The organism is Paenibacillus sp. JT22N12, assembly GCF_056269365.1.
Genome location: NZ_JBWDNU010000002.1, coordinates 108,943 through 134,244, shown reverse-complemented (window position 1 = coordinate 134,244; position 25,302 = coordinate 108,943). Strand labels below are relative to the sequence as shown.

Here is a 25,302-nt window from a genome sequence, read left to right as displayed (position 1 = left end):
CTGAAAATGACCTCCTGATTCCTTGCTTGCAAATCGTTATGCTTTGGAACGGGCCAGCAAATACAGAAAATATGGCGCCCCCAGGACGGCTACCACAATGCCCGTCGGGATTTCCGAGGGCTGCACAACCACACGGGCTACCGTGTCGGCTACGACAAGCAGCAGCGCACCGGCAAGCGCCGCGGTCGGCAGCAGCAGCTGATGCTTGGGCCCGACAAGGCGGCGCGCCAGATGGGGAGCAACGAGTCCCACGAAGCCGATACCGCCGCTCACCGCAACGCAGGAACCTGCAAGACCTACAGCCGCGGCCAGCAGCAGCACACGCTCCTTCTCGACGGGAGTACCCAGGCCGGTTGCCATCTGGTCGCCCAGATTCAGCACATTAAGCACTCTGGCCTTCATAATGACATAAGGGAGCAGAACCACAATCCATGGCAGCAGAGCGAGAACAAATTTCCAGTTGGACCCCCAGATACTGCCTGCCATCCAGTTAGCCACAAACTGGTAGTTCTCCGGATCAAGCCGGAGTGTAAGCACGATCGTTACTGCGCTTATCCCTGCGGCAACCGCAATCCCCACCAGCAGGAGCCGTATGGGCGAGATGCCCTCATGCCTTTTAAAGGAAAGCGTATAGATTAAAGCGGCGGTCAAACCCGCCCCGAACAGGGCCAGAAAAGGCAGCAGAAAGATGGGGGCAGCCGTTGTGCTCGGGAAAAACGAAATAAACAGCATGACCATAAGTCCCGCTCCGGCATTAATTCCCAGAATTCCCGGGTCGGCCAGCGCATTCCGGGATAAACCCTGCAGGATGCAGCCCGATACAGCGAGCCCCACACCAACCAGAATCGAGATTACGATACGGGGCAGACGGAAATCAAAGAGAATCAGGCTTTGCTTCGCATCTCCTGCTCCAAACAAAGTCTTGAGAACCTGAATGGGCGTCAGACGCGTATATCCTGTATTCATACTAATAATAAAAGTGGCGATTATCAATATCACAAATATAAAAATTACGAGAACGCCTCGTCTGTTCCTTGCTTGCTCATTGTTCGGCTGCGTTGTTTTCATCTAAAGTTCTCTCCTCTCTTTCCTTGCCAGATAGAGGAAGAACGGAACACCGATCAAGGCGATCAAGGCGCCGATAGGCGTTTCATAAGGCGGATTGATCATCCTCGCCGCAATATCCGCCAGTACGATAAGCAGACTCCCCAGCACGGCGGAGCAGGGAATGATCCAGCGGTAATCAACCCCCACCAGATAGCGGGTCAGATGCGGAATTATCAGTCCGACGAAGCTGACGGCCCCAACAGCCGAAACCGCGGCTCCTGCCAGTACAAGCACAATGATCATGGCGGCGAATTTTACCAAACGGGTGCGCTGACCCAGGCTCGTGGCAATATCCTCGCCCAGACTGAGCAGCGTGATGGATCTGGAAATGATCATGGAACCAACCATTGCTGCTGCAATCCAGGGGAACATAATCTTAATCTGCGACCATTTGACTCCGGCTACTCCGCCTGCCGTCCAGAACGCCAGATCCTGTCCGATTCTGAAGTAGAGCGCAATCCCCTCGCTCAAGGCATACAGCAGGGCCGAGACTGCCGCACCTGCGAGAGCAAGTCTGACAGGCGTGAGCCCGTTCTTCGCCAGCGATCCAACGCCGAACACAAGCAGAGCGCCGACCCCGGCACCAAGGAAGGAATAGAGGATAAGGCTCATGTAGGACATGCCCGGAAAGAAAGCAAAGCATAATGCAAGCACGAAGCCCGCTCCCGCGTTGAGACCGAGCAGACCAGAATCAGCCAGCGGATTGCGGGTCATGCCCTGCATAAGGGCTCCGGAAATGGCGAAACAGGCTCCGACCATGGCCCCCATAATCGCGCGCGGCAGCCGAAGCTCCTGAATAATCTGATGAGGCGTCAAATCGGGATTGAAATGAAAGATTGCATTCCATACGGTAGCCAGCTTAATATCGGCGGCCCCGACAGAGACGGAGACTGCCAGACTGAATGCCAGGGCGACAATCCCTGCTATCAGAATGACAGAAGCTGCCAACGGTCTTGTGCGAATTTTGGTTTCTGTGGTATCGCCGGTTTTCTGGGGGGATGTTGTCGAATTCGTCATTACAGGTCAGACTGCTCCTTTTTTATGTACATCCTGCACATATCATGATAGTGATAATCATTATCAACAATCATAACGTGATTGCTCCAGCAATTCAATAGTTTACATGGATTTTTTTCTGTCATTCTCTCAAATTAAAATTCGCTGGACATGAAAAGACCCCTGCTGCTCCTTTTGCAAAGAGTAAGCACGGGCCAATGGAGTTCATACATCCGGATTCGCTCATCAGTTAACCGTTCACAGCCTTCAGCTTGTCACTGCTGTTCTGCTGCTGTGATTGCTGCTGTTGTGGCTGCTGCGTCTGTCCTGCCTGCTGCTTCGCGCTTGCGGCATCAAACCTCCGCCGCTCGGTGCGGTCGATCTGCACAACACGGCCGTCATGCACAGTGATGAGAACCGAACCATATTCCAAGCCGTTCACCTGTGCTGAAATTCGGTCCAGCCACTCCTGGTCAAGTACGATAGGCTTTGCCATTATCCATTCCTCCTAAATTTTATCTTATTCTTGCACGATCCGCTGCAGGCCGTTAAATATGAACCGGCAGCGGATCAATTTTAAGCGGATTCTCCACCATGACGGCTGAGTGCTCCGAAACGACATATAAACGGTGGATGAGAACAGATACTTCATCTCCGGGCTGAAGCGGCTCCTGATCCAGCGAACGATGGGCAAGCAGCCGGTTGCCGCCTACTTGTACTTCAAGCTCCAGATGCGCCCCGCGGAAGAAAACATGGCGCACGTTTCCTGTCTCCGCCGCAGAAGGAAAAGCGATCTCGCGCTCATATCCGACCTCTACAAATTCCGGGCGGACAATGGCGCGGGAGCCTTCCGGAACCTGCGCCAAATTAAAGCCCCTCAGCAGCGCAGGCTGCTCCACCAAGGTGGAATGCCCGATAAATCCGGCAACAAAAGCAGTCTGCGGGTTCGTATAGATATCGATTGGCGAGCCCTGCTGCTCCAGCCTTCCCTGCTGTACGATCAGCATCTCATCGGCCACCTCGACAGCCTCATCCTGATCATGTGTAACGAAGATCGATGTGATGCCAAGAGTGCTGATCAGCTGCTTGAGCCAGGTGCGCAGTTCCTTGCGCACCTTGGCGTCAATCGCTGCGAAGGGTTCATCAAGCAGCAGCAGCTCCGGCCGCGGTGCCAATGCGCGGGCGAATGCCACCCGCTGCCTCTGGCCCCCTGACAATTGATGGGGATAGCGTTTCTCGAAGCCCCGGAGTCCCGTCAGATCCAGAAGCTCATTGACGCGGCTCTTGATCTGAGCCTTATCGGAACGGCCGATCGTGAGCCCGAACGCAATATTGTCAAACACCGTCATATGCTTGAACAACGCATAGTTCTGAAAGACGAAGCCGATTCCCCGGTTCTGCGGCGCGACATCATTGACCCGCTGTCCGTTGATAAAGATATCGCCGGAATCCGGCGTCTCGAGTCCGGCCAGCATGCGCAGCAGCGTTGATTTGCCGCCGCCGCTTGGTCCCAGCAGACCGATCAGCTTGCCGCGGTTGATCGAGAAGCTGACATTCGATACAGCCTCATAAGAGCCGAAGGTTTTGGTTAAATGGCGGACTTCAATATTCATATCGTACCCTCCCCATCGGACTGCTCTCTGGCTGCTCTCCATTCAATGAAGCTCTTCACGACCAGCGTGACCAGCGCAAGGAGCAGCAGCAGAGACGCAACTGCAAAGGACGCCGAGAATTGGTACTCATTATACAAAATTTCAATATGCAGCGGCAGCGTATTGGTCTCGCCCCGTATATGGCCGGACACGACGGAAACCGCTCCGAATTCGCCCATCGCTCTGGCATTGCAGAGAATGATGCCATACAGCAGCCCCCATTTGATATTGGGCAGCGTAATGCGCCAGAAGATCTGCCAGCCTTTTGCCCCGAGACTCGCCGCCGCTTCCTCCTCCTGCACGCCTTGAGCCTGCATAAGCGGAATCAGCTCTCTGGCCACGAAAGGAAAGGTGACGAACGTTGTCGCAAGAACGATACCCGGCAGTGCGAATATAATCTGCAGGTTATGATCGTCCAGCCATGGGCCGAACCATCCCCTTGCCCCGAACAGCAGGACGAAGATCAATCCGGAAATAACCGGGGAAATCGCAAAGGGCAAATCGATCAGCGTAATCAGCACATTTTTCCCGCGGAAACGGAACTTGCTGATAGCCCATGCCGCAGCGATGCCGAATATCGTGTTAAGCGGTACGGCAATGAGCGCCGTTATGACGGTCAGCCTGATCGCCGACAAGGCGTCCGGATCATTGATGGAAGCGAAATACACCCCGGCGCCTTTTTTGAAGGCCTCAACAAATATCGTGACCAGCGGCAGCAGAACAATAAGAGCCAGAAACAATAATGCGATGCTGATCAGGATCCACCGGACAACCGGCGGCTCGTTGATATGCTTCGGACGAACGGACGCTTTATCCGACAAATGCGCGGTAACGACTCCTGCCATTTTCCCATCCCCCTTATGCTGCCGTAACGTGGCGGTTGCTCCGCCACTGCAGGTAGTTGATCAGCAGCAGCAGCAGGAACGAGGCGACGAGCATCACCAGTGCAATAGCGGTTGCTCCTGTATAATCATGCTGCTCCAGCTTCGTCATGATCAGAAGCGGCGCGATTTCGGTCTTGAGCGGCATATTGCCGGAGATGAATACGACCGACCCATATTCCCCGATGCCTCTTGCAAAGGCCAGCGCAAAGCCCGTCAGCATCGGCGGCACCAATTCAGGCAATATGATCCTTCTGAAGGTTCTGAAGCGGTGGGCGCCCAGCATTACGGCCGCCTCCTCCGTATCCTTCTCCATATCCTGCAATACCGGCTGAACGGTTCTGACGACAAAGGGCAGGCCAATGAAGATCAGCGCAATCGTAATGCCGATCGGCGTGTAGGCCACCTTAATGCCCAAAGGCCCAAGGAGAGAGCCGATCCAGCCGTTCGGAGCATAGATCGTGGTCAGAGCGATGCCCGCAACAGCGGTCGGCAGGGCGAACGGAAGATCCAGGAGGCTGTCGATCAGCTTTTTTCCCGGAAAACGATACCGTACCAGCACCCAGGCCACAAGCAGGCCAAAAACAAGATTAATCAGGGCGGCGAAAAAAGCGGTGAAGAAGCTGATCTTATAGGAAGCAACCACCCTCGGATTCGTCACCGTTTGCCAGAATTCTCCCAAGCTTAGACCCGAAGTCTTGATAAAGATGCTCGCCAGCGGAATCAGCACAATAATGCTTAAGTAAAGGATCGTGAAGCCGAGCGATAGTCCAAAGCCCGGCAGCACGCTTCTCGATTTCGTTCTTCTCCTGGAACCTTTCATGTGAAGTCAGCTCCTGTCATGCGCTTATGAGCCCGGTGTGTATATTTGATCGAATACACCGCCGTCGGCAAAATATTTCTTCTGTGCTTCATCCCATCCGCCGAAATCGTTGTCGATCGTCAGCATTTCAATTGCAGGGAAATTATCCTTGAACTGCTCGGCAACGGAAGCCATGCGAGGGCGATAGTAGTTCTCGGCAACCAGCTTCTGGGCCTCTTCGGTGTACAGATATTTCAGATAGGCCTCCGAAACCTCGCGTGTTCCGTGGTCATCGACTACTTTGTCTACGATGGCGACCGGCGGCTCGGCCAGAATACTGAGAGATGGATAGACGATTTCGAATTTGTCATCGCCGAATTCTTTTTTGGAGAGCTGCGCTTCATTCTCCCAGGCCAGCAGAACGTCTCCGATTTCGCGCTCAACGAAGGTTGTGGTCGATCCGCGGGCGCCGGAATCCAGCACCGGAACATTTTTGAACAATTTGGTTACGAATTCCTTGGCTTTGGTTTCATCGCCATTGTTTTGTTTCAGCGCATAGCCCCATGCTGCAAGGAAGTTCCAGCGTGCGCCGCCGCTTGTTTTCGGGTTCGGTGTGATAACGGAGACGCCGTCCTTAACAAGATCGTTCCAATCCTTGATTCCCTTCGGGTTGCCTTTGCGGACCAGGAATACAATCGTGGAGGTGTATGGTGAGCTGTTTTCTTCGAATTCCTTCTGCCAGTCGGGTTGGATGAGTCCGGCATCCTGAATAGCGGTAATATCATAGCCAAGAGCAAGTGTAACGACATCGGCTTTCAGCCCATCGACTACGGAGCGGCTTTGTGTGCCTGAACCGCCATGCGACTGCTTGATCGTCACGACCTGGCCGGTCTCCTGTTTCCAGTGATCAGCGAATAATTTATTATAAGCTTCATAAAGCTCGCGGGTAGGGTCGTAGGAGACATTCAATAATTCTACAGGCTCTTTGGGCTCAGCAGCCGTGGTGTCTGTATTGCCAGGAGCTGCGCTCGTGTTGTCAGGGGTATTTGCTGCCGGAGTGTTTGTATTATTCTCTGTATTCCCCGTGTTGGAGTTGCCTCCGCAGCCAGCCAGCGCAACCGCCAGAATGACCAAAATAAATAATAGCTGTACCGGTAAACGTTTTTTCTTTGTCATGTTCGTCATGTTAAAGCACTCCCCTTGGTTTCAAACTGACAGATAAATGAAAAAGGCGTTTCACTCCGGTTGTTCCGGTCGCAAAATCAAATCTATTCCTACCTGTTTAGTTGGTTATGAATGAAATGATAACAACGGACACCCTTATGTGTCAAGACTAATTTTCGGTTTTTCTGATATGATCGATAATATTTGCTTATACCTGTCTAACCGTCCAAACTTTTGGTTTCCCTGCCCTAATGGAAACGAAAAAGACTTCAATCACCTGATTAGTCGGGTAATTGAAGTCTCTTCTGGATAATGGAGTTATGGTAGGCTCTCCAGAATCCTGCGTGCTTGTTCCCAAGTATTCAGGCGGGAGCCCTAACGCAAATCCTGACGGTCTCCCCTCTTCCATTCATAGACTGGGACGACCCTGCACTCAGCTGCCGAATCAATGGTATACACAAGATCCTTCAGCGTTCTCTCCTCCAGCCGGTAAATCACCAGTTTCATCCGCTGTATGCTTTGATCCCCCCGGCTGTCCATAGGAATTCGGATCACCCCGCGTCCGACCGCCTCCATAATGGCGTCCTCAATCTCATTGGCGCGGCTGCTTCTGATCCACATCATGCGGGTATACATGGAACGATGCGAGCGCGGATAGGACAGCAGGAATACTACCGCGAACAACAATGCCCAGCCATGATCAAAAAACATTATCTGCAGCTTTGCTGTTATGGCCGTTATACTGATGAATATCCCCACAGCGGCGGCAGTCAGCTGAATGCTGTCCGGCCGGATTGTCTTTCTTTCCCCGCATATCATCGTTACTGTCTCATGTCTCATTCTTGTTTCCTCCCTATTAAGGTGGTTAAGAAAATGTTCACACGGGCAGATTGAAAGATTAACGTGATTGCGTGGTTCTTTTCTTGGTTCTTTCTTTACCCAGGCGAATGCCGAATAGCTTGAACGTCCGTTCCAGCAAGCCGTATATCCATTTGGTTTCTTTCGTCAGAAGCGGTCCCAGCACCGCTAATATCAGCACATATAACGCTGCGAACGGCTGCAGGATGGGCAGCAGTCCCCCTGCCTTCGCCAGATTCGCCATTATAATAGAAAACTCGCCGCGCGCTACAATCGTAAGTCCGATATTCACCGAGGCCTTGGGTGAGAGTCCCGCGCTGTATCCCGCCCACATGCCGGCTGCGAAATTCCCGGCGAGCGTCACCAGAACCGCTCCCAGCGACAACCAGAATGCCCCGCCCAATGTGAGAGGATCAATCGTAAGACCGAAGCTGAAGAAGAAAATGGCGCCAAAGAAATCGCGGAAAGGCAAAATCATGTGCTCTATCCGCTTCATATGCTCCGTCTCTGCAAGCACCAGACCGACAAGCAGTGCGCCGATCGCTTCCGCCACATGGATCGTCTCGGAGAAACCCGCGACCAGGAACAGAATGGCGAAGATAACAAGCAGGAATACCTCATTGGAGCGGATATTCAGCAGCTTGTTCAGCAGCGGAACCGCCTTGCGTCCCGCCACCAGCACAAGCAGCATAAAACCAAGCGCGATCAGCGCGGAGAGTGCAATGCCGCCGATTGAAGACGAGTCGCTGAGTACAAGACCGGATAATATCGAAATATAAATCGCCAGAAAAATATCCTCGAACATAATTATTCCCAGAATCATTTCGGTCTCGGGGTTGGCCGTCCGTTTCAAATCGACCAGCACCTTGGCCACAATGGCGCTGGAGGAAATCGTCGTAATCCCTGCGATTATCAGCACCTCAAGAAGCGGCATACCCGCCGCCCAGCCAAACAGCAGACCAAGCGTAAAGTTGATCAGTATATAGATCGTTCCACCGATTGCAATCGATTTGCCCGATTTAATCAGGCGTCCCACGGAAAATTCAAGCCCCAGGTAAAACAGTAGAAACAGGACGCCGATACGCCCTAAAAATTCAATCAAAGGCGCACTTGAGATAAAGGTTAAATCAATATGCCAGAATTGAATGGCATGGGGGCCGACTGCCATACCCACCAATATATAAAAAGGAATCACCGAGAACCGCAGCTTCGCGGACAATAATCCCGCCGACGCAATGAGCGCAATCGCGACTCCTATCTCAAATACCATATGGTTCATAGGTTCATTCACATCCATTCTTTATCATTTTTTTGAATAATTTCTGCTGCCCCCTCTCTCCTGCCACAACGAGCATGGAATCGGCTTGAAGTACGATATCCGGTCCGGGATTCACATATTTTGCATGGTTTTTCCCGACGATTGCAAGGATGGTCGCACCCGAGTTCTGGCGCACGTTCAGTTCACCTATCGATTTGCCAACACATTTGTAGTCCTGCTCAATCCGGTACCATTCGATGATCAGATCATCCAATGCCATTTCCATCGTCTCTACGGCTGTCGGCTTATAGGTCACCCCGCCGATGATAGCCGCAACCAGTCGCGCTTCGTCATCATCGAGCGTTATCAGGGAATACGCTTCATCCATGTCCTCACCTTGAAAATGGTAACATTCTCTTCGTCCGTCATCGTGCACGATAATAATCATTTGATCTCCGTCACGTGTGGACAATTGAAATTTCTTCCCTATGCCGGGAAGATCGGTTTCACGTATATTCATAATCGATGAGCCCCTCCTGTTAATTTGATCAATATGCGCTTATTGGGAAGCGGCACTCTTGCCGCTGAACGTTATGGTCCTGGTTTTGGGCATGAGCAAACACGCCCCCGGTCACCGTTTTTCAATTAAACGGACAAGCAAACGGAAGAAATTGCTTCGTGTGAAATGGAGTGATTTCCGGACACAGCAAATAATACGGCGTGATGCAGCCATTTTTTCACAAATTAGAATTGGACTGATTGAACAGGCTGAAGATTTCCATTGTTAATAGGGGGAGGTACTTGGGGCTGCCTTACACAATAAGCGATGTCTTTTTGATGGGGAACAGCAGCAAGCGGGTTAAATATCGAGCAATCAGAGGGTGAAAGGAGACATGTGTCCCGATGGGTACGCGAACGGTCGATTTGAGGAACAAGCTCACAGCAAAGAACAAGGCGGATACAAGCGTAGAAAGACGCATTTTCTCCCCCAGGGAGATATGACTGTGGCTGACCGAGATCCGGTTTGTTTTATTCTCCATGCCCGCGGATACAACTGTTCGCGTCGTTTCCCCTGCCGTGGATTCCGTAATGGTGGTAGGCATTGAAAAAATGGTGAAAATAACGAGGAAAATTAGTGAAATCCAGCGTTTCATCGAGATATATTGAGAGAACATACAACTTCACCTCCTTTTATCCAGATTACAGCCTTATTATAGCATAATTCAGTCAAATTTTCAAATTTTGAAGCTTTATTGATATTGATTACTTTTCAAAACTATGCTATATATTTTTCTTATTATCGACAGGTTTTGCCTCCCGATATCGCTATAATAAAAAGCCGGAAAACGGTTTGGCCCGCCTTCCGGCTTACTTAGATTTATTTTGCCCGCTTGTTATGACCCTTGACATGAACAATTTGAACATAATGCCTGATCCGGTCCATGATCCGCTGTCCCTTATGCAGCTCATCGCCATCCTTGTTGGTGAAGCTGAAATGCTGCTCCAGCGCGTCCAGATTATAATTGGAGGTATAGAAAGTCGGCTTTCTGTCCATCCGGTAGTTGAGAATAGCCCCCATCACATGGTCCCTGACCCATGGATTCAGATTCTCCGCCCCGATATCATCGAAGATCAGCAGGTCCGTCTCCTTCATCACGTCGACCGTTTCCTTGAGCTTGCCGGGCTCGTGCATCAGCGACTTCAAATCTTCGACAAATTCAGGCATATAAACGATAACACCGGAGTAGCCCGCCTTGGCTAGCTCATACAGCATGTAGCACATGAGAAAGGTCTTCCCGGTGCCGAACATGCCTGCCAAATATAATCCTTCTTTCTGCAGGCCCTGCTCCTTGGTCAGATCGATATATTTCATCAGCTGGCCGACAGCCTTCATCCGCTCCAGATCATTGGTTAGAATCTCGTCAGCGGAGTAGCCGCGCGACAAGGCTGTCTGGTCCACATAGAAGCTGCGGACCCGGCTGCGGATCAGATCCTGGCTTTGCTTCGACAGCAGCTTCTTGCAGGTTACCTTGCGTTCGTTCAGCTGTACCAGATTCCCGGCTGTTTCGCAGGAAAGCAGTGTATAATGCCCTTCAAAATCGTTGGGGCAGCGTTCAAGTCCCGGGCAATTCGAGCAGTTCCGGTATTCCGTCGTATATTGATATACCTTGTTCAAGTTAAGCCGCAGCACCTCGCGGCTGAGCTCCGGATATTTGCTTTGCAGCCGCTGCACCAGAGGCTCCTCCAGCAGATCGTTCATCAGCCGGTCCGCCTGCTGCAGCGCCTCATTTCCGCCGGGCCACTGGCCCAGAAGGTCGCCTAGCGATTCCATTGCCATTGTCTACTCACCTCTTTACTTACGTTTTGCCGTCCAGCTTCCGCGCAAGCTTCCGCATCTCCTCAAGCTCCTCTTGCGATATAGCCTCAGAATCCGGCGTGTCCTGAATAATCGATATCGAGGGCTTACGCCTTCCCCCTCCGCGTATCCCCGTCTGCGAACCGCCCCGTGCGCCGCCCGAAGGCGCGCCTGCGCCATTATCCCGCCTGCGTTCCTTGTCTGCTTCCAGCTTGATCTGCTCCTGCACGTAACGAACCGCCTTCTCGAACGAATCGACATGTTTCATCAGCATATTCGAAGCGACGGCGTCTATGTAGGTCTTCGTAACCCGCTGGGAATCATTCATTCCCAGTACATAATGAATGAGGACATTAATGACTGAGCCGTGCAGCCGATAATTCAGATCGATTACCTCGAAAACGCGAATAATCCATTCCGGCACCGCCCCGGGGAAGAAGCGGGCAATAAAGCGGGTATGCGGCTCATTACGCATCAGCATATTATATTGATGGATATCGCAGCGTCCTTCCAGCTGCACCGGCACTTCCATATAAAACTCTGCCAGGACGCCGATTTCATCCGGCGGCTCATCCCCAGCCGCATCGTCGCCCGTTTGTCTGCTTTGCTCCGCTTCTGCCGCCTCCGAGGGCTGGGAACGTCCGAAAATACGCTGACGCTCCTCATTGCGCTTGCGGTCCTGGCGGTACATCTGGTTTGCTCGCAGCTGCAGCTCATCAATCATCAATTCGCCGCGTTGGCCGAACACATCGTCCTCATCCAGCAGCCTGCACAGATCTACGACAGTCAAGCCATATTTGTAGGCGATGTAGTTCAGCTGAGCCAGCTTCTCATCATCTCCGCGCAGGCGCTCCACGAAGCCCCTGTTGGAGGAGTTGCGGGGGAATCTCATGATGATTTCGCCGTACTGGATGCCCGCCGTTTCCGGAGCGGCCTTGGGCTGGGCCTGCCGGGTCGGCGCCACTTCCGTAAGCGCCTGCTCCAGCTCCAGATCAATACCCTGTGTATTTAAACGAAACAGCTCGTAAAAGGGAACCGTCAAATTCTCTCTTTGCAGCTCCGTTCCCGCCAGCTCGTCCGCTTCCTTGGCGTAAAACGACTCGCGCAGCGCAATAACGGAATGCTTCCCGACCTTGTCGCGCAGCAGCATCGTCAGATGGGGACTTCCGAAAAACTCATCCGGCGACAAAGGCTTGATCAGCTCATATTCATATACCACATCGTCGTTGTCCACAACGCCCAGCTGAGAGGTTTGAAGAAGTCCGACCGCTTCCAGGCGAGAGGAGTGAATGACCAGTTCCTGGCGTCCGCGTTCATTCATATCCAGCCCCAGGCCCAGAAACAGCTTGCGCTGCGGCTCAAGGGGCGAATAGCCGACGCGATCGTCGGCTACCTGCTGATAGAGCTGTTGATAGAGACCTGCAGCAAATGCGCCGATCATCGGCTGATAGATCAGGCCGATCATTTTGCGATCCACCGCGCTCAGTGAAAAATCGCGAAAAATGTAATAGCGATGATGCTCCGTGAATTGATGTAAGCTTCCCATCCGCATTTTTTTCGACTCCATCCGAGTTATAGTGCGAGTTCAAAATCTTTTTGAACATCACTAGTAGACTTTCATTTATTTTAACACATCTAAGGACCGGTTTAGGGACGCTAAAAAAAGAAAATTCCCCCGAATGAGGGAATTCTAGAACATTTTATATCCGCCCCGCCGCAGCGCCCTGATCGTTGCACCGCTCACATAAGCGCCGATGAGCGCCCCGATTGCGGGCAGGATATCGACGAAGGTAAAGGCGGAAAAGTTGCCTGCAAACGACTTCGTATCATCCCAGGTCTGCCAGATAAAGATCGGAATGAGCACGATCACATACATGTAAATGGGAAACCATGTCGTCTTGAGCAGCATATTTAAAATGAATCCGATTCCGAACATCATCACAAGGAATAATACGGTTGCAATGACGAGCTGAAGAATATCCACATCTGTGTTCATATAAGTCGTCTTCCCCTTTCGCTACGATTAGTGTAGTAGATGGCCCGCAGGAAGTCAATTTGATTCGCCATGTTGTCACAAGTCCGTCATTTGCGCTCCTTTGCTGCGGTACGATACAATGAACACGACTATTTATTGAAGCTATAGACAACCTTTGAGGGAGTGGATAGACGATGAGTGAAGTAGCCCAAACGCTGGAAGGCTGGTATGCGCTGCATGATTTCCGTTCGATCGATTGGACGGCCTGGGAAGCTGCAGATGAGAGCGTGCGCCAAGTGGCAATGGACGAGCTGTATTCGTATATGAAGGAATGGCAGGCTCTGGAGGATGCACAAGCAGGCAGCACCGCTTTCTATTCCGTTATCGGACAGAAGGCCGATCTGGTATTTATGCATCTCCGCGAGACGCTGGAAGAGCTGAACACTATCGAGACGGCGTTCAACAAATCAATTTTTGCCCAGTTTACGTACCCTGCGTATTCGTATGTCAGCGTTGTCGAGCTGAGCAACTACATGGCGCCTCCGGGAACTGATCCTATGCAAAATCCGGACATTATGGCGCGCCTTAAGCCCATTTTGCCCAAATGGAACCACATCTGCTTCTATCCGATGAACAAACGCCGCGAAGGCAATGACAACTGGTACATGCTTGGCATGGATGAGCGGCGTACGATGATGCGCAGCCATGGCATGATCGGCCGCCAGTACGCCGGGAAGGTCAAGCAGATCATTACCGGTTCTGTCGGCTTCGACAACTGGGAATGGGGTGTGACGCTGTTCGCGGAAGATCCGTTGCAGTTCAAGAAGCTGGTCTACGAAATGCGTTTCGACGAGGTTAGCGCGCGCTACGGCGACTTTGGCGATTTCTATGTCGGCAACCTGCTCACTGAAGAGAAACTGGGCCAGCTGCTCAAATAGCTGCCCAGGGGAGCGATAAGAGCAGGCTCCCCAGCCCCTATCGCCTCTGCACCCTTCTCCTTGAACCATTATAAAAGCGGCCAGCTGCATCAAGAAGATGCACTGGCCGCTTTGCTGTTTCCATATTCATCAGACCTCGTACGCTATGCGGCACCCGGGTCAATCCTCGTCATTGTCCTCTTCGAGAATCCGCTTCGCCTCCAGATAAGCCTCTGTCTGCCGGTCGCGTTCCCGCCCCTTCTCCTTCAGCCGCTCAATGGCCGGAAGAATCAGCAGGTCCACTTCCTTCTGCACCGTATAGGACAAATCATGCCGGCTCTGCGATTCCAGAAAAGAACCGACCTCCATCAGCGCGTTGTAACGATCCAGCTCCTCACGCGTCAACAGCCCGCGAACCTGTACGCTGCAGTGGCGCATTACAGAAACTTCCCTTTGCGGAGCACAAGAGGAATTCCGCCGATTATATACAAGTAACGGATATCGATCATCTTTTTCAGCCAAGCTGCATAGGAGCCCTTGTACTTCTTGCCGAAAGCGATGCCGACAGCCTCGCCCTTGCCAAGCGATGCGACAGTTCCCTTGTTCTTGAACTCGAACTTCTTGAGCGGCTGGTTGCGGATGGAGGCAACCAGATTATGCGCGCAGGCAACTCCCTGCTGCATCGCAATTTGGGCGGTTGGCGGATAAGGACGGCCTTCCTCGTTAAATATCAAGGAATTATCGCCGATCACATAAATATTCTCATGGCTCACGACACGCAGGGACTCGTCCACCTTCACGCGCCCGCGCATGGTCTCGATGCCGGCTTCCTCGATCAGCCGGTTGCCTCTTACGCCTGCGGCCCAAATGACCGTTGCCGCACGGATCTCTTCGCCCTCGCCGACAATGACGCCATCAGCCGTACATTCCTTGATCGGCGTACCGATCCGGAAGGTGACCCCTTTCTTCGTCAGCACTTCCATTGCGTACTCCACCAGCTCCGGATCAAAGCCCGGCAGCGCGGTAGGAGCCGCTTCGATATTGTACAGCTTCACAAGCGACGGGTCGACATCGTTCTGCTTGCACAGCTCCGGCAGCCTGTCCGCAAGCTCGCCGACAAATTCGATACCGGTAAAACCCGCTCCGCCGACAACAAACGTCAAATAATCGGTGCGGTGCGGCTCCCGTTTGTAGCGTGCAAACTGATATTCGATATGTTCGCGGATCAGACGAACCGAGTTGATGCTGCGGATATTCATGGCATGCTCAAGCATGCCGGGGATGCCGAAGGTCTCCGGCTCGCCGCCGAGGCCGATGACCAGATAATCGTACGACAAGGTTCCGTCCTCGAGAATCACTTTTTTATCCTGTGTGCGGATTTGCACGACAGTCGATTTTACGAAATCGATCTTGAATTCATCAATAAGCTTGGAGATGCTCACACGCGCGTTCTCCGTTTTGTCCGTTCCGGCAGCCGGCATATGCAGATGCGTTGTAAAATAGTGATAGTCATGCTTGTTCACAAGCGTAACGTCAGCTTCATTATAATTTAATTCTTTCTGAAGACGCAGAGCGGTCAAAATCCCACCATACCCCGCCCCCAGAATCACAATCTTAGGTATGTTACTCATCGCAAAATCCCATCCATTCTTATTTCTCTTTACTTTGTGAAAAATCACACAAACCCAGTCAAAAATTTAAAATTTCATCCTGCTTTAGTTTGCTGACTGAGAGACGCTTTTATGACAGTTATTATGAATTCGACAATTCGTTTATTAATACCTCACATGATACAAATTATTTAACAAGTTTTCAAGGGTAAAATATACGAAAAACTTTAGAATAACATACAATTTTTTTATTTCCATCCTTCTTTACGAAAAGCTATAATGATTGAATGGACAAACTAAATCTGGAGGTGACAAACATTGTCTCAAGCAAATGAAACCGAACAAATGAACGATATAGTCATCATAGGCGGCGGTCCGGCGGGTATGTTCGCAGCGTTCTATGCCGGAATGCGCCAGGCATCAGTCAAAATCATTGAGAGCATGCCACAGCTCGGCGGCCAGCTCGCTGCGCTTTACCCTGAGAAATATATATATGATGTTGCCGGATTTCCCAAAATTACGGCAGGAGAGCTCGTTGAACAGCTCAAAAGGCAAATGAGCCATTTCAGTTCCTCTGTTTGTCTGGAGGAGAAAGTGCTGGAAGTGATCAAACGCGAGGAGCGGCTGTTTGAAATTGTCACGGACAAAACAACCCATTTCGCCAAAGCCGTCATCATTACAGCGGGAGTCGGAGCATTCGAGCCACGCCGGCTGGAACTGCCTGAAGCGGCTAAATATGAAAGAAACAATCTTCATTACTTCATCAGTGACTTAAACCAGTTCAAGGGACATCATGTGCTGATCAGCGGCGGCGGCGACTCCGCTGTGGACTGGTCGCTTATGCTGGAGCCTGTCGCAGCCAGCGTCACGCTCATTCACCGCCGCGACAAATTCCGAGCCCATGAGCATAGTGTGGACAATCTGATGAATTCGACAGTCAAGGTGCTGACTCCTTATGAAATTACCGCTCTGCACGGCGCAGACAGAATTGAGCGCATTACACTGCAGGATGTAAAATCCAAAGAAATCAAAGAACTGCCTGTCGATTCCGTAATTGTCAATTTCGGCTTTATTTCCTCGCTAGGCCCCATTGCAAATTGGGGCATCGACATCGAGGGCGGCTCGATTGTCGTCGATTCCCGCATGGAAACGAGCGTCCCCGGCATCTTTGCCGCAGGCGATGTGACTACCTATCCCGGCAAGCTCAAATTGATCGCGGTAGGCTTCGGAGAAGCTCCCACTGCCATTAACAATGCGAAGGTGTACATTGATCCGAATGCGAAGCTGTCGCCTGGTCACAGCAGCAACATGAAGTTGTAGAGCCTTCAATTCCTTATATAAGGGTATCCAGACTTAAGCGGGCGGCATCGTATGCGATGGTTCCCGGGATAAGAGGGATACCCTTTTTTTGCTGCGTCCGGCCTGCAATAAACGGCTTGCTTGACTTTGTCGTATGCCATGGCTATTAAATAGAGGAGCTTGTTATTTTAAGAAATTGTAGTGTGAGAGTAGCCTCTGAGGTATGGAAAAATGAAATATTTCATTCACGAGGATGTACTGGGACTTTCGGGAAGTCAAGCGGTTATTCGGTATGTTTCAGGATTAATCTGTCTGCGTATCATTTCAACAGTCAACAGCTTGATAAATTCCGGATCTAGGTTGAATTGAATGGCCGAAAGATAGGCATCCACAAGAAGTTCATCAGACAGCATATCCATTGTCCACCCTCCTTTCCTAAATTCTTCCTTGTCATCTTAGCATGTCCCAATAGGCAGAACAAGCGTTCCGATTATCCACAGATAGTTGTGGACAGCATGTGTGTAACTTGTGGGTAAACGTCGAAAAAACAGGAATATCAACGAGGATAATGTGGATAGGGTTATACACAGCCCTCATTCACAAAACCTCAATAAAAAAGTTTGATGGTACTCTATAAACCTATTAACCAATTATATTAAATCCTGTTAACCATTTTGGACAGAAGCAACCGCCCCGAAGGCGATTGATTATTCGGGGCGTGTATTCACTTCAAAAATCCATATTTTACCATTCTTATCAATGCCGTAATCAAAGCCAAGCTGGCCGATTCCTGGAAATTGTCTTTCCAGCACTTCCGTGGACAACCGGGTTAATCTTCTCATTTGCTGCTTCTTGCCTGCTACCGCATTCGAGGAAACGGATAACCGGATTCCTTCCGAGCCATTCAAGCGCGTGCCTCCCCGGCATAAATTGGTCACGAACAGTCCTTGACGCGCCAACCGGCCCACAATAGCGGTAATCGCCCAGCTTCCATCGGCCTGTTTCACATGTTTCACTCTGTAATCAATTGGCCGGCCTTTAATAGTTGCCAGCCGTATCCCCTTCTGAATCAAATATCTGCGGCCTTTACGCATCCCGTTAAGAGAATGATAGAGTCCGTCGAAGGAGCCGAAATGTCTTTTTTTCGCATAATACGTATACGCGTAGCCGCTGCCTTCTCTTGTTACCTTGATGACGCCGTGCCCTCCTGCCCCGACGACGGGCTTGATGACCACCATTCCGTGCGCCTGCAGCATGCTTCTCAGATTGTCGGAAGAAAACATGCGGGTCGGCGGAATATGCGAAGCAATTTCATTGTGCGAGAGCAGTGCCGAAGTCTTGGCCCACTTGCTGGCTAACTGCCTTCCCTGACCTTCACCCATAAAGCCATCTCCTTTTCTGTTGTGAGTCTACTAACACTATATGCCTCAAAGACAGGTCTCTCTTGGATGATTGAACGGGGCAACTCGCCTTATTTAATAGCCTGATAGAAAAAGAGGCTGCCGGGAGGCCCCCTGATAAAGGGATCCTCACGGCAGCCGCAGGTTGATTATAGATAAAGTTCGCGCATATTCGCGAATATTGGCTTCTGCTTTGTACTAAACAGCGGGATTCAGCATCCGCTTCGTATTACCGGAGCAGGCCACCGCAAAATATATGCTCTGCATGATGACATAGATCCCGATTACAGTCCCGGCATAAATCCAGATATCCGCCTGCATCAGCGTACTGAGCGCCTTCATCGCAAAGCACATGTGAATGATGCCGACGATGACGGGCACATAGAAAATAATGCCTACCTGCGTAGCTACGATTCTTCTGATTTCGCCCGCTGTCATTCCTATTCTCGTGAGCGCACGGAATTGGAGCTGATCCTCTTTCATTTCCGTGAACAGCTTGAAGTACAGCACGCTTCCGGAAGCGATAAAGAACAGCAGGCTGACAAACAATCCCACGAATAAGGTCAAGGATGAAGATTGATGGGTCTTAAGGAACGAACTGATGCGATAGGTCATGGCATGATCCGACTCCGATGGCGGTATAAGCTTCTCGATCTTTTCCACCGTCGGCAGCGCGGTTTGCCAGTCCTTGATTTCGAAGCCGTAGTTGACAATTTGCCTGGATTCCGGAGTCGCTGCGAGCAATGTCCCATACTGCGTATCATCCACGACGATCAGTGTAGTGAAATAATCAATCGGGCTAATAATGGCTCCGAACAGATAGCCGTCAACGCTGAACGACTGCTCTGTGCCGTTGACCTGCATGGTTACCGAAGGGCCTTCAAAAGGAGGCAGCGTCTCCTGCTCGATATAGGGGAAAACAACCTTCGCATGACCTGTATCAATGGAAAGCCGCGGCCTGTTCATCAGTCCCGCCACCTGGTTGTAGTCGGATTCGGACACGATAGCGGAGTTGTATTGGACCCGCAATGTCTTATGCCCTTCTGCCGGAGTCACCTCTTCGCCGGGTATACCGACAACTCTGGTCTCATAGGCAAGCTCCCGTCCATCCTGTTTAAGAATGCTTTTGAGCTTGGCCGTATCCAGCACATTATGGGCATTCAGTCCATTCTCCACAAAGCCGATCGTTTGCGGGGTATGGGAAAGAAGCTGCTTCTCCCCTTCCTGCTGGAAGGCGTAGACCGTACCGGAGGCTGTCAGAATAACTGCGCTGAGGAGCGATACCATAAATAGGATACGGGCATTATCCTTCAGCTTGTAAGCAACCTGCGAGAATATAATCATGTTGGTGCGGTTATAAAAAATCGATTTGCTCCGCTGCACCATCCGGACAAGGGCAACACTGCACTGCGTAAACAGAAAATACGTTCCAATAACGACAAGTCCCAGAATCGGGAACATCACGAGCATAAAATTTGACGTATCCATGACATAGGCCAGCATGTAGCCCGAAACAAGGCACAGGACCGACAGAATAGTCAGCCACATGGAATATAAGGGCTGGCGCTTCGGCTGGTTGGCTTCCTTCAGTAGCTCAATGATCTCCGAACGTCCGACGCGAATGCTCGTAAGCCAGGTCAATACATTAAACAAGGCAAAGTAGCCGATAACCGTCAGCAGTACGGCTTTCAGCGGCACAGCGAAACGGATGGGGCTCTCAACGCCAAGCAGCGAGGCCATCGCCATGAAAAAAAGCTTGCTGAGCAGCATTCCGATCCCTAATCCTGCCGCAATTGCGAGGACCGCGATAATGACACTTTCGATGATGAGCATGCGGCGCAGTTGATTTCCCGTCATGCCGAACAGGGTATACAGGCCAAATTCCTTCTTGCGGGTTTTCAGAAAAGCCGAATTGGCGTAAAGCACGAAGAAGAAGGAGAAAATCACGACAATGTACTGGCAGGCCTCCATTCCCGATCTTACCTTCTCCGCTGCCTGAATATGGCCGTTCACAACATCGGGATGAAAGATAAACGCGCCATACATATAAAAGACAATGACCGAAAATACACTGCTTAGAAAGAAGGCATTGTAAGCCCGCCAATTTCCCCGGATGCTGCTAATCGCGAGCGAGCGGAATGTCATCGAAGTTCCCTCCCAGCAGACTGAGCGAGTCCAGAATTTGCTGAAAGAACATCTGGCGGCTGGCGCCGCGCCGGATTTCTGAATAAAATTTGCCGTCCTTGATAAACACAATCCGCCTGCAGTAGCTGGCGGCAAACGGATCATGCGTAACCATCGCAATCGTGGCGCCTGCATTTTCATTCAGATCCTTCAAGGATTCCATGACATCCTTGGCCGCTTTGGAATCGAGGTTTCCCGTTAATTCGTCGGCAAGCAGTATCGAGGGCTGATGAATCATTGCCCGGGCAATAGCCGCCCTCTGCTTCTGGCCTCCTGATATTTCATAAGTCCGTTTGCCAAGAATATCTGTTATGCCTAGAAGCTCAGCATAAGGAGCCAGTGCTTCTTCAATTTTGCGCGGCGCAAGTCCCTCCAGCACAAGCGGCAGAACGATATTTTCCTTGATCGACAAGGTGTCGAGCAGGTTGAAGTCCTGGAACACGAAGCCCAGCTGCCGGCGCCTGAACAAGGCAAGCTCTTTATTCCCAAGACGGGCCGGCTCCGTGCCGTTGATCACAATCCGGCCGGAGGTGGGTTTGTCGATGGTGGCGAGCAGGTTGAGAAGCGTCGTTTTGCCGCTGCCCGAAGGGCCCATAATACCGACAAACTCCCCCTTCGCCACTTCAAAATCAATGTCTTCCAGCGCTTTATAGGTCACGTTTCCTTTGGAGCTGTATGTTTTGCTCAAGTTTTCCGTCTTCAATACACTCATAGCCGTTCCCTCCAAAAACATATTCGATGATAGTCCAAGTATAAAGCTATTGGAGGCAAGTTCCCCATCGATTTCGCTTTCAAAGTCCAGCCTATTCTTACAATAATGTCACTTTCCATTGAACTTGAACAAGCTTTGCGAAGCAAAAGAGATCGTCAGGGTCGTCCCGCCGCCTCCCGGCACGGATTCGACCGCAAGTCCATGTCCAAGCTTTCCGCATACGCTCTTGGCCAAAAACAGCCCCATTCCCGTAGATTCCTCCACCAATCTGCCGTTATCGCCCGTAAAAAAAGGATCGAACACCCGCGGCAAATCATGTGCCGGAATGCCGATGCCCTCATCCTTCACCTTCAGCGCGGTCTTCCCGTTCTCCGTCTCAATGAGCAGCAGCAGCTTCTTTGTACCCTGCTTGTGCTTGCTGTATTTAATCGCGTTCCCTACCAGCTGATTAATGACAAATGCGATCCACTTCTCATCGGTCTGAACAAGCGCTTCCCCCGTAATCTGCGGATAAATGGAATATTTGATGCATAGACGCTTGTAGGAGTTCACGACCCGTCTCGCAATTTCATGAAGCGGCACGGTGCGAATGCGGACATCCAGCTCAAATTTATCCAGTCTTGCCGTGTAGAGCATCATATCAAGCCCTCTGGTCAAACGTTCCGTTTCCTCCCGGATGCTGCTGAGGCTTTGAGTGGACGATGGGCTGTTATTTTCCTCCTGCGCCTGCTCCTCATACTGAATCATCAGATCAATGACTGAAATTGGCGTCTTCATCTGATGCACCCATTGATGGATAAAATGCTGATGAATTTCCTGCTGCTTGCGGTAACGGCTCAGCTCATTCATGTACGCTTCATGCTGTGCCTGCAGGAGACGCTGCACGGCGAGCTGGTCCCCTGTCACGCCCGAGCGGACCCGCAGCGCGGCATCAAGCTCCGAGGCATGCAAGATTGCTTCATCCAGCTGGCGGAAATAGGCACGCTGCCGGATGTAATCCAGCAATAGCCATAAGGACAAGCAGCATAATACAAGCACCCCCGCATAAACGATGGTAGCCGGATCCATATGGGTCGGATAAAAAATTTGACCAAGAACAAGAGCCGCTCCAGCAAGGAATAAAGAAACAATGAAGGCGGCTATATAGGACAAGCGGTCGCGGAAATAACGCAGCGGTGAAGCCGCGGACATTAGAGCGCCGGCAGATTGATAAGAATGCTTCACTTGTTCATGGCCGCTAGTTATCTCTTCCTCCTCATGCATAATGTTATCCCTCATTCCTGGACTGATTCCTGACGGGCGGCTTTCAGCTCGAATTTATAACCCTGTCCCCTGACCGTTTCTATAACGCCAATCAGCCCTAGTTCCTCGAGTTTCTTGCGCAGCCTTGTCACATTGACACTAAGCGTATTATCATCGACAAACTGTACGTCATCCCATAAGGTTTCGAGCAGACGCTCCCGGGCTACAATCCGTCCGGCTTGACCGATCAGAATTTCGGCCAGCTGGCATTCGTTTTTGGTAAGCGGGGACAGCTTCCCCTGCCATTCCAGCTCGCCTCTGCTTATATGCAGCTTTAGTCCTCCGGCTTCCAATTCCATGCTGGGCACGGCCCCCATCGCATATTCGCCATAGGCCCTGCGCAGCAGGCTTTTGATTTTGGCCAGCAGCAGATCCAGCGGAATCGGCTTGGTCACATAATCATCGCCGCCATTCTCGATCGCCATCACCTGGTCCATTTCACCGGCACGGGCAGAGACGAATATGATGGGCGCGCTTGTGACCGTACGGAATTGCCTGCACCAATAATAACCGTCAAAATGAGGGAGATGGATATCAAGCAGAATCAGATCCGGCTGCGCCTCGGCCATTTCCCGCTTTAAATCATGGAAGCGCTCGGCGCGCACCGCACCGAAGCCATATTTTACAAGCGACTGCATGAGCAGGCCGCTGATTTTGTCATCGTCTTCAACAATGAATATATTGTACATTCATGAGCTCCTCCTTCCACCCGGTATTTACTGCAAATCCTATCACAGGCAGGAACATTCGTCATCATGGGTATATATAATGTAAATTCAAAAAGATCAGCTTTTCAGTATCGAGAAGATTGAATAAAGCTAGGGAAAGAGGAGCGGGGCGTAGGCCAAACCTACGTGAGCACCGGAAGTCCCGGCTGAATTCAAGATTCGATGTCGATTATGCTTCTTGAACTGCTTCATGATCAAAATATGGCTTTTTGAACAACCTATATAAAAAAAGCACCACCGACGAGAGATACTATCATCTCTGCCCAGAGGTGCGCTTCTTTAACCGTTTGAGAAATTAATGCGTTTATCTTTAATTGCTGCAGGCTTGCTGAACATTTCAACATTTTTCTTGTGAACTCTCGATACAGGCGCGTTGGGCGCATCCTTGGAGGCCGGGTGCTGCTCGAAAAACACGCAGGACCGCTCTTCATCAAAATATTCGATTTTGTTCATCTGCACGAGATAACCGCGTTCGACTTTCTGGAACCCGTTAGTCATTAAGAAGCGCTCTTGTTCCTCCAGTGTCGAAATCTGGCTGTACGTCTCTTCCTTTGTTTGGTACATCAATGTGCGGTCTTGTATGAAGGTGTAGAGAACGTCTGCCACGTCGATCATTTCAATCTCGTACTCTTTCCTGTTCAACCGCTTTACTACGGGAATTTGCATTTAAACTCCCTTCCTTCTAAGTTCTTCTGGAATTGGCGGGTTGTACAAATAGAAAAGACAGCCCGTAAAAACAAAAAGCGACGCAGCTGAAACAATAATAGCTCCCAATAATTTATAAGCCCGCTTTTTCATTTATTTTTTTCACCCCCTTTAATTGGTAAAAGGATGGACTGGGTCGCAAAGGTGAGAGCAAGCAAATCGGAGCCGATAAAAAAGTTTGATGCCACAATGGCGGAAGCCAATACCTTCAATAGAGGATAATACCGCTCTGGGATTCTGGCGTGCTGATCATAGTTGGAGGGAGCAAATAATACCATCATGACAAATGCCGCTGCAGTAATGAGATAGACCCATAAGCTGGCTACATGAATGTGTGGGATCGCGGCGAGTACGATCGAAGAAGCGGCAATGCAGCCGAGGCTGGTTGGAAGGTGATAACCTCCGGTCAAAAACCGGATGACCGCCAATAAGACAATAACAACCGACGTTTTTGCAGGCTCCCCTGTAACCATTCCCAGTACGGAAGCCAGAAGAATTATTGAAACCGTATTCACTAGAATGTGCAGTACATAAGAAATAACAGGGACCGATGGCGGCTCGTTGCCGCTGGCTGCTATCCGTGCATGCAATTGCTCGGCTGCTTTATGAAGCATCCTCATGATCCTTTCTGAATGAATAATATAAAAATAGGGGTACCGAAATAATAAATATGGCATTGGAGAGTATGATGTAATCCTTGAACTCATTTTTAAATAAGAAGGCGGTTAAACATGCTGCAACAGCGGCAATGACGATAATGACCAGCAGTAAAGCATTCACGCCGGAAATTCTTACATATGCGCGATGTGAAGTCGGAACATAATCAAATCCCCAGTTTTTGATAAATATCAACCGGCTGAACCCGATGACAAGCAGAGCGGATAACGCTTGTGTCGCTGCGCTGGCTAAAGCATTATCTTGTATCGTTCCAAGCGGCGTTCCTGTTTGCCACAGAAATAAGATGACCAGCCCCTGCACCGCAAATCCGAATACAAATCCCGCCCCGTTCATGACGATCGAATAATATAAAGGAACCCGGAACAAAACCCACATCGCGATAATTAATAAAGTAAGCTGAATGTACGAGGACAATTCGCCGATTTCGGGATTAAGCCGTGTAAAATAGGAAACCTGACTCATGATAAAGGATACAAAAACGAGATAAAACATGCGATCTCTGAACCGGAAACGAAACAAGGCAAACATAAAGATGAAATAAGAGAAGTACTCAATTATAGACCCTGCTACAAACAGCGCATAGGACACGCACTAACGCCCCTTTGGATGATAAATTCTACAATGATGAATGATTCATCCCTCATTAAGACGAACCTGAACGTTATTTGTCTATTTTTACCTCAGTATAGCAGAGATTTTCAATATAAAAAATATAAAC

At 50.6% G+C, this 25,302-nt stretch carries 28 protein-coding genes; 2 read left to right on the top strand and 26 right to left on the bottom strand.

From position 1 onward, the window contains the following. Window positions 1-36: 36 nt before the first annotated feature. The 14 genes from AC0YOA_RS06255 to AC0YOA_RS06190 form a co-directional block, all read right to left on the bottom strand. On the bottom strand, window positions 37-1,068 hold the full coding sequence (locus AC0YOA_RS06255; protein ID WP_475785900.1) for a FecCD family ABC transporter permease: 1,032 nt from the start codon (window positions 1,066-1,068) through the stop codon (window positions 37-39). Continuing rightward, window positions 1,069-2,124: a FecCD family ABC transporter permease gene (locus tag AC0YOA_RS06250; RefSeq protein WP_475785899.1), complete on the bottom strand. Its 1,056-nt coding sequence runs from the start codon at window positions 2,122-2,124 to the stop codon at window positions 1,069-1,071. A 229-nt stretch (window positions 2,125-2,353) separates the two neighbouring features. Continuing rightward, complete coding sequence (locus AC0YOA_RS06245) at window positions 2,354-2,599, bottom strand: YezD family protein (RefSeq protein WP_210038423.1); 246 nt, start codon at window positions 2,597-2,599, stop codon at window positions 2,354-2,356. 52 nt (window positions 2,600-2,651) lie between these two features. Beyond that, window positions 2,652-3,716 (bottom strand): ABC transporter ATP-binding protein, encoded by a 1,065-nt coding sequence (locus AC0YOA_RS06240; RefSeq protein WP_475785898.1) that lies wholly within the window; start codon window positions 3,714-3,716, stop codon window positions 2,652-2,654. Continuing rightward, on the bottom strand, window positions 3,713-4,600 hold the full coding sequence (gene cysW, locus AC0YOA_RS06235; protein WP_475785897.1) for a sulfate ABC transporter permease subunit CysW: 888 nt from the start codon (window positions 4,598-4,600) through the stop codon (window positions 3,713-3,715). The genes AC0YOA_RS06240 and cysW overlap by 4 nt, the downstream gene beginning before the upstream one ends. Before the next feature lie 13 nt (window positions 4,601-4,613). After that, window positions 4,614-5,459, bottom strand: a complete 846-nt coding sequence (gene cysT / locus AC0YOA_RS06230) for a sulfate ABC transporter permease subunit CysT (protein WP_210038420.1) — start codon at window positions 5,457-5,459, stop codon at window positions 4,614-4,616. 24 nt (window positions 5,460-5,483) lie between these two features. Continuing rightward, on the bottom strand, window positions 5,484-6,623 hold the full coding sequence (locus AC0YOA_RS06225; protein WP_475785896.1) for a sulfate ABC transporter substrate-binding protein: 1,140 nt from the start codon (window positions 6,621-6,623) through the stop codon (window positions 5,484-5,486). Window positions 6,624-6,977: 354 nt separating this feature from the next. Then, window positions 6,978-7,442, bottom strand: a complete 465-nt coding sequence (locus AC0YOA_RS06220; RefSeq protein WP_475785895.1) for a hypothetical protein — start codon at window positions 7,440-7,442, stop codon at window positions 6,978-6,980. A gap of 58 nt (window positions 7,443-7,500) precedes the next feature. Next, the gene (locus AC0YOA_RS06215; RefSeq protein ID WP_475785894.1) at window positions 7,501-8,739 is read right to left on the bottom strand and encodes a cation:proton antiporter; all 1,239 of its coding nucleotides are present in this window, start codon (window positions 8,737-8,739) and stop codon (window positions 7,501-7,503) included. Window positions 8,740-8,743: 4 nt separating this feature from the next. Then, complete coding sequence (locus AC0YOA_RS06210; protein WP_475785893.1) at window positions 8,744-9,238, bottom strand: cation:proton antiporter regulatory subunit; 495 nt, start codon at window positions 9,236-9,238, stop codon at window positions 8,744-8,746. Between the two features lie 292 nt (window positions 9,239-9,530). After that, window positions 9,531-9,893 (bottom strand): hypothetical protein, encoded by a 363-nt coding sequence (locus AC0YOA_RS06205; protein WP_475785892.1) that lies wholly within the window; start codon window positions 9,891-9,893, stop codon window positions 9,531-9,533. Between the two features lie 203 nt (window positions 9,894-10,096). Beyond that, window positions 10,097-11,050, bottom strand: a complete 954-nt coding sequence (gene dnaI, locus AC0YOA_RS06200; protein ID WP_475786617.1) for a primosomal protein DnaI — start codon at window positions 11,048-11,050, stop codon at window positions 10,097-10,099. 25 nt (window positions 11,051-11,075) lie between these two features. Next, window positions 11,076-12,626, bottom strand: coding sequence for a replication initiation and membrane attachment family protein (locus AC0YOA_RS06195; protein ID WP_475785891.1), 1,551 nt, complete (start codon window positions 12,624-12,626; stop codon window positions 11,076-11,078). A 138-nt stretch (window positions 12,627-12,764) separates the two neighbouring features. Beyond that, the gene (locus AC0YOA_RS06190; protein WP_379113955.1) at window positions 12,765-13,070 is read right to left on the bottom strand and encodes a YuiB family protein; all 306 of its coding nucleotides are present in this window, start codon (window positions 13,068-13,070) and stop codon (window positions 12,765-12,767) included. A 173-nt stretch (window positions 13,071-13,243) separates the two neighbouring features. On the opposite strand from AC0YOA_RS06190, the gene hemQ reads away from it, so the two are divergent. After that, window positions 13,244-13,987, top strand: a complete 744-nt coding sequence (hemQ, locus tag AC0YOA_RS06185; RefSeq protein ID WP_475785890.1) for a hydrogen peroxide-dependent heme synthase — start codon at window positions 13,244-13,246, stop codon at window positions 13,985-13,987. A gap of 159 nt (window positions 13,988-14,146) precedes the next feature. Here hemQ and AC0YOA_RS06180 read toward each other — a convergent pair whose 3' ends face one another. Next, window positions 14,147-14,404, bottom strand: a complete 258-nt coding sequence (locus tag AC0YOA_RS06180; RefSeq protein ID WP_210038413.1) for a hypothetical protein — start codon at window positions 14,402-14,404, stop codon at window positions 14,147-14,149. Next, on the bottom strand, window positions 14,404-15,597 hold the full coding sequence (locus tag AC0YOA_RS06175) for an NAD(P)/FAD-dependent oxidoreductase (protein ID WP_475785889.1): 1,194 nt from the start codon (window positions 15,595-15,597) through the stop codon (window positions 14,404-14,406). The genes AC0YOA_RS06180 and AC0YOA_RS06175 overlap by 1 nt, the downstream gene beginning before the upstream one ends. A 324-nt stretch (window positions 15,598-15,921) precedes the next feature. Between AC0YOA_RS06175 and AC0YOA_RS06170 the strand changes: the two genes are divergently transcribed. Next, window positions 15,922-16,896 carry an NAD(P)/FAD-dependent oxidoreductase gene (locus AC0YOA_RS06170; RefSeq protein WP_475786616.1) on the top strand — a complete coding sequence of 325 codons (975 nt, stop codon included), beginning with the start codon at window positions 15,922-15,924 and terminating at the stop codon, window positions 16,894-16,896. A gap of 254 nt (window positions 16,897-17,150) precedes the next feature. Here the strand turns inward: AC0YOA_RS06170 and sda are convergent, their stop codons facing one another. From sda to AC0YOA_RS06120, 10 genes are all read right to left on the bottom strand, one after another. Next, window positions 17,151-17,294, bottom strand: a complete 144-nt coding sequence (sda, locus tag AC0YOA_RS06165; protein WP_210038411.1) for a sporulation histidine kinase inhibitor Sda — start codon at window positions 17,292-17,294, stop codon at window positions 17,151-17,153. Between the two features lie 288 nt (window positions 17,295-17,582). Continuing rightward, window positions 17,583-18,257 (bottom strand): YheC/YheD family protein, encoded by a 675-nt coding sequence (locus AC0YOA_RS06160; protein WP_210038410.1) that lies wholly within the window; start codon window positions 18,255-18,257, stop codon window positions 17,583-17,585. Window positions 18,258-18,473: 216 nt separating this feature from the next. Further along, complete coding sequence (locus AC0YOA_RS06155; RefSeq protein WP_475785888.1) at window positions 18,474-20,420, bottom strand: FtsX-like permease family protein; 1,947 nt, start codon at window positions 20,418-20,420, stop codon at window positions 18,474-18,476. Continuing rightward, entirely contained in the window at window positions 20,395-21,171 is a 777-nt protein-coding gene (locus AC0YOA_RS06150) for an ABC transporter ATP-binding protein (protein WP_475785887.1), read from the bottom strand. Before AC0YOA_RS06150 ends, AC0YOA_RS06155 begins: the two co-directional genes overlap by 26 nt. Before the next feature lie 108 nt (window positions 21,172-21,279). Beyond that, the gene (locus tag AC0YOA_RS06145) at window positions 21,280-22,449 is read right to left on the bottom strand and encodes a sensor histidine kinase (RefSeq protein WP_475785886.1); all 1,170 of its coding nucleotides are present in this window, start codon (window positions 22,447-22,449) and stop codon (window positions 21,280-21,282) included. After that, window positions 22,446-23,162 carry a response regulator transcription factor gene (locus AC0YOA_RS06140; protein ID WP_475785885.1) on the bottom strand — a complete coding sequence of 239 codons (717 nt, stop codon included), beginning with the start codon at window positions 23,160-23,162 and terminating at the stop codon, window positions 22,446-22,448. Before AC0YOA_RS06140 ends, AC0YOA_RS06145 begins: the two co-directional genes overlap by 4 nt. A gap of 318 nt (window positions 23,163-23,480) precedes the next feature. Then, the gene (locus AC0YOA_RS06135; protein WP_210038406.1) at window positions 23,481-23,867 is read right to left on the bottom strand and encodes a LytTR family transcriptional regulator DNA-binding domain-containing protein; all 387 of its coding nucleotides are present in this window, start codon (window positions 23,865-23,867) and stop codon (window positions 23,481-23,483) included. Then, on the bottom strand, window positions 23,868-23,999 hold the full coding sequence (locus AC0YOA_RS06130; protein ID WP_210038405.1) for a cyclic lactone autoinducer peptide: 132 nt from the start codon (window positions 23,997-23,999) through the stop codon (window positions 23,868-23,870). Continuing rightward, entirely contained in the window at window positions 23,996-24,520 is a 525-nt protein-coding gene (locus AC0YOA_RS06125; protein WP_475785884.1) for an accessory gene regulator B family protein, read from the bottom strand. The genes AC0YOA_RS06130 and AC0YOA_RS06125 overlap by 4 nt, the downstream gene beginning before the upstream one ends. After that, window positions 24,510-25,172 (bottom strand): hypothetical protein, encoded by a 663-nt coding sequence (locus tag AC0YOA_RS06120; protein ID WP_210038403.1) that lies wholly within the window; start codon window positions 25,170-25,172, stop codon window positions 24,510-24,512. Before AC0YOA_RS06120 ends, AC0YOA_RS06125 begins: the two co-directional genes overlap by 11 nt. Between the last annotated feature and the right edge of the window lie 130 nt (window positions 25,173-25,302).